The sequence below is a fragment of the Streptomyces sp. SM1 genome (genome assembly GCF_002910825.1).
GTDB classification, from domain to species: Bacteria; Actinomycetota; Actinomycetes; order Streptomycetales; family Streptomycetaceae; genus Streptomyces; species Streptomyces okerensis.
Window position 1 is genome coordinate 1 of the sequence record NZ_NEUB01000030.1, and the last position, 4,051, is coordinate 4,051.

A 4,051-nucleotide genomic window follows, 5' to 3' on the forward strand; every position below is an offset into this window, starting at 1 on the left:
CCCTCCGCCGGGCCACCACCGTCCCGTCGAGGTCGACCAGTACCGCCCGCGTCTCGTCGCGGTCCAGGTGCACGCCGACCGCGTGCCCCGCCTCCGGCACCAGCCGCAGCACCGTGCGCGGCTTGCCGCCCGTGGACGCCCGGTGTCCCGCCTCCGCCGCGAGCCCGTCCTCCCGCAGCCGCGCCGTGATCTTGCTGACCGCCTGTGGGGTGAGCCCGGTCCGCTCGGCGAGTTCCAGCCGGCTGATGCCGTCCGCTCCCGCGGTGCGCAGCAGATCCAGCACGAGCGCGGTGTTGTGGCTGCGCAGGGCGAGCAGGTTCGCCCCCAGCTGCCACCCGTCGCTGCCCTCGTTCGTCCTCTTCACCCGCCCATTCTCCCCACCGCTTGCACTTTGGCAACAGCGTTGCCAAAGTAGGACCATGACTGGCATTCCCCTCCGCGTCGGCCTCGTCGGCTACGGCCTCGCGGGCTCCGTGTTCCACGCCCCGCTGATCGCCGCGACCGAGGGCCTCGCGCTCGACACGGTGGTCACCTCGAACCCCGAGCGGCAGCGGCAGGCCCGCGCCGAGTTCCCGGACGTACGCGTCGCCACCACCCCGGACGAGTTGTTCGACCGCGCCGGCGAGCTGGACCTGATCGTCATCGCGTCCCCGAACAGGACCCACGTCCCGCTCGCCACCGCCGCGCTGGAGGCCGGTCTGCCGGTCGTCGTGGACAAGCCCGTCGCCGGTACGGCGGCCGGGGCGCGGGAGCTGGCGGCGCTCGCCGAGGCCCGCGGCCTGCTCCTCTCCGTCTTCCAGAACCGCCGCTGGGACAACGACTTCCTCACCCTGCGCACGCTCGTCGACGAGGGCGAACTCGGTGACGTGTACCGCTTCGAGTCCCGGTTCGAGCGCTGGCGCCCCCAGCTCAAGGGCGGCTGGCGGGAGTCCGGCGACCCGGCGGAGATCGGCGGCCTGCTCTACGACCTCGGCAGCCACGTCGTCGACCAGGCACTGGTCCTCTTCGGCCCGGTGAGCTCGGTGTACGCCGAGACGGACACCCGCCGCGAGGGCGCGCGGACCGACGACGACACGTTCATCGCGCTGACGCACGCGAACGGCGTCCGCTCCCACCTCTACGTCTCCGCGGCCACGGCCCAGCTCGGCCCGCGCTTCCGCGTCCTCGGCTCGAAGGCCGGCTACGTCAAGCACGGCCTCGACCCCCAGGAGGCCGCCCTGCGCGACGGGCTGCGCCCCGGCACGACCGGCGCCGACTGGGGCACGGAGCCCGAGGACCTGTGGGGCCGTATCGGCTCCGGAGAGTCCCCGGTGACCGGCGGCGGCCGCCCCGCACCGACCCTCCCCGGCGACTACCCCGCCTACTACGCGGCCGTGGCGCGGGCCCTGCTGTCCGGCGGCCCCAACCCGGTGACCGCCCTGGAGGCGGCCGCCGCACTCGACGTACTGGAGGCGGCCCGCCGCTCCGCCGACGAGAAGGTGACGGTGACCCTGCGATGACCACCACCCCGACCGTGGAGGAACTGGAGGCGCAGGAACGCCGCCTGGTCTTCGGACGGTTCACGTACGAGGACGCCTGGGCGCTCGGTTCCCTGCTGGTGGAGATGGCACGCGAGCGCCAAGCCCCCGTCGCGATCGACATCCACCGCTCCGGCCAGCAGCTCTTCCACGCCGCGCTGCCCGGCTCCGCGCCCGACAACGACGCCTGGATCGCCCGCAAGCGCCGGGTGGTGGAGCGCTACGGCTCCGCCTCCTATCTGGTGGGCGCCCGCCACCGCGCCAAGGGCACCACCTTCGAGGACTCCTCCCGCCTCGACCCCGACATCTACGCGGCCCACGGCGGCTCGTTCCCGATCACGGTCGAGGGCGCGGGCGTCGTCGGCGCGGTCACGGTCTCGGGCCTCCCCCAGCTGGAGGACCACACCATGGTGGTAGAAGCCCTGGAAACCTTCCTGACCCCCTGACGACATCCCCCTCAAGGGGCGCGGGGAACTGCGCGAACGGGGGTCTGGGGGCGCAGCCCCCAGGGACGGGAAGGGAAGGGAAGGGAAGGGAAGGGAAGGGGCGACGGGGGCGAAAGAAGCCCCCGCTCACCCACCCCCGAACACCTGCCGCTGCCGCCCCAGCCCCCCGATCTCCAGCTCGACCACATCCCCCGCCCGCAGATACGGCTTCGGCTCGGCCCGCCCCATCGCCACCCCCGCCGGCGTCCCGGTATTGATCACATCCCCGGGATACAGCGTCATGAACCGACTGACGTACCGCACGACCTCCCCCACCGGAAAGATCTGATCAGCGGTCGTCCCGTCCTGCTGCAACTCCCCGTTCACCCACAGCCGCAGCGACAGCCCCTGCGGATCGTGGACCTCGTCCGCCGTCACCAGCCACGGCCCCAGCGGGTTGAACGTCTCGCAGTTCTTCCCCTTGTCCCAGGTCCCGCCCCGCTCGATCTGGAACTCCCGCTCGGAGACGTCGTGCGCGACGGCGTACCCGGCGACCCGCGCGAGCCCCTCCTCCGCCGACTCCAGATACCGCGCCGTACGCCCGATCACGACCGCCAGTTCGACCTCCCAGTCGGTCTTCACCGACCCGCGCGGAACGAGCACCGTGTCGTCGGGCCCGACCACGGTGTCCGCCGCCTTGAGGAAGATCACCGGCTCGGCGGGCGGCTCGGCCCCCGTCTCGCGGGCGTGGTCGTGGTAGTTCAGCCCGATGCACACGACCTTGCCGATCCGCCCCACCGGCGGCCCGATCCGCAACCCCGTCCCGTCCAGCGCGGGCAGCTCACCGGTGCCGGCGGCGGCACGGATCCGGCCGAGCGCGGCCACGTCGGCGAGCAGCGCCCCGTCGATGTCGGCGACGAGCCCCGACAGGTCCCGCAGGGTTCCCCCGGCGTCGAGCAGCGCGGGCCGCTCCCGGCCCGCCGTACCGACTCGCAGCAGCTTCATGATGGACGTCTCCCTCGGTCGCGGACCCGCCCGACGGGAACGACCCGGATGCGGCGGGGCGCGGCCGCCGGAGGGCTGGTCGATCCTCCAAGCCGGCGTTCGCCCCCGCAAGACCCCGTTCACGCACTGGACCGCACGCCCTCCCGGCTCACCGGTAGAGCACGGACCGCTCCACCACACTCCACGTCGTACTCGTCACCACGTAGAGCGCGGCCGCCAGCGGCATGACGGCGACGGTGACGAGCGTGAAGAAGGACATGAAGGGCATGACCTTGGTCATGGTGGCCAGCCCCGGTACCTGCTGCCCGCCGTCGGCACCGGCGGTCGGGACCTGGGCGGCCGTCATCCGGCGGGAGAGCCGGTAGCCGAACCAGGCGACGACGGTGACGACCGCGAACAGGGCGACGTACACGAGCCCGGCCCCGCCGAACACCCCGCCGTCGCCGAGCGCGTCCGCCCACCGTCCGCCGAGCGGCGCGTCGAACAGCCGGTGGCCGAGGAGTTCGTTGGCGCGTCCGCCGATCGTCGCGCTGGAGAACAGGTGGTAGAGCAGGAAGAACGCGGGCAGCTGGAGCATGCTCGGCAGGCATCCGGACAGCGGCGACACCTTCTCCGCGGTGTGCAGTTCCAGCACGGCCCGCTGGAGCTTCTCGGGGTTGCGCGCGTGCTTGCGGCGCAGTTCGGCGATGCGCGGCTGGAGCGCGACTCTGGCCTTCTGGCCGCGCGCGGCGGCCCGGGAGAGGGGGTGGACGAGGAGGCGTACGAGCGCGGTGAACAGGACGATCGCGGCGGCCGCGGCGGAGACGCCGAACAGCGGCTGGAGCAGGTCGGCCAGTTGCCCGACCAGGTTGGCGAAGACGGACATGGGTGAGCCCTCCGGGGGTCTCGTCGTGCCGGGAGTGAGGAATGGCGGCATGACGACCCGCACGCAGGGCGTGGTGAAGGAACGAGCTGAAGCAGTGCCCTACGCGGCGGTCGCCAGGAGGGCGTGTCCGGGCGCTCGGGGCCGGGTGCGCCCCCTGGCGTCGGGGTCGCGCTGGGGCAGGAAGGCGGTACGCCGGTCGCGGTCGCGGATGGCCGTACGCACCCGGGTGCGCGGCACGG

General features: G+C 73.2%; 6 protein-coding genes. 2 read left to right on the top strand and 4 right to left on the bottom strand.

Going from position 1 to position 4,051, the window contains the following annotated elements; genetic code table 11:
* The coding region (locus B9S61_RS00585; protein ID WP_374936164.1) for a winged helix-turn-helix transcriptional regulator at window positions 1-421 on the bottom strand (421 nt) is incomplete at its 3' end.
* Between B9S61_RS00585 and B9S61_RS00590 the strand changes: the two genes are divergently transcribed.
* Both B9S61_RS00590 and B9S61_RS00595 read left to right on the top strand, forming a co-directional pair.
* On the top strand, window positions 420-1,499 hold the full coding sequence (locus B9S61_RS00590) for a Gfo/Idh/MocA family oxidoreductase (RefSeq protein WP_103540408.1): 1,080 nt from the start codon (window positions 420-422) through the stop codon (window positions 1,497-1,499). The two genes, B9S61_RS00585 and B9S61_RS00590, sit on opposite strands and share 2 nt — an antisense overlap.
* Window positions 1,496-1,963 (top strand): heme-degrading domain-containing protein, encoded by a 468-nt coding sequence (locus tag B9S61_RS00595; protein WP_103540409.1) that lies wholly within the window; start codon window positions 1,496-1,498, stop codon window positions 1,961-1,963. The genes B9S61_RS00590 and B9S61_RS00595 overlap by 4 nt, the downstream gene beginning before the upstream one ends.
* 126 nt (window positions 1,964-2,089) lie before the next feature.
* Here the strand turns inward: B9S61_RS00595 and B9S61_RS00600 are convergent, their stop codons facing one another.
* The 3 genes from B9S61_RS00600 to B9S61_RS41420 all read right to left on the bottom strand — a co-directional run.
* Window positions 2,090-2,947: a fumarylacetoacetate hydrolase family protein gene (locus B9S61_RS00600; RefSeq protein ID WP_103540410.1), complete on the bottom strand. Its 858-nt coding sequence runs from the start codon at window positions 2,945-2,947 to the stop codon at window positions 2,090-2,092.
* Window positions 2,948-3,095: 148 nt separating this feature from the next.
* Window positions 3,096-3,812, bottom strand: coding sequence for a YidC/Oxa1 family membrane protein insertase (locus tag B9S61_RS00605; protein ID WP_103540411.1), 717 nt, complete (start codon window positions 3,810-3,812; stop codon window positions 3,096-3,098).
* 99 nt (window positions 3,813-3,911) lie between these two features.
* A partial coding sequence (locus B9S61_RS41420; RefSeq protein ID WP_258039483.1) for a DUF6412 domain-containing protein occupies window positions 3,912-4,051 on the bottom strand: 140 nt, incomplete at its 5' end.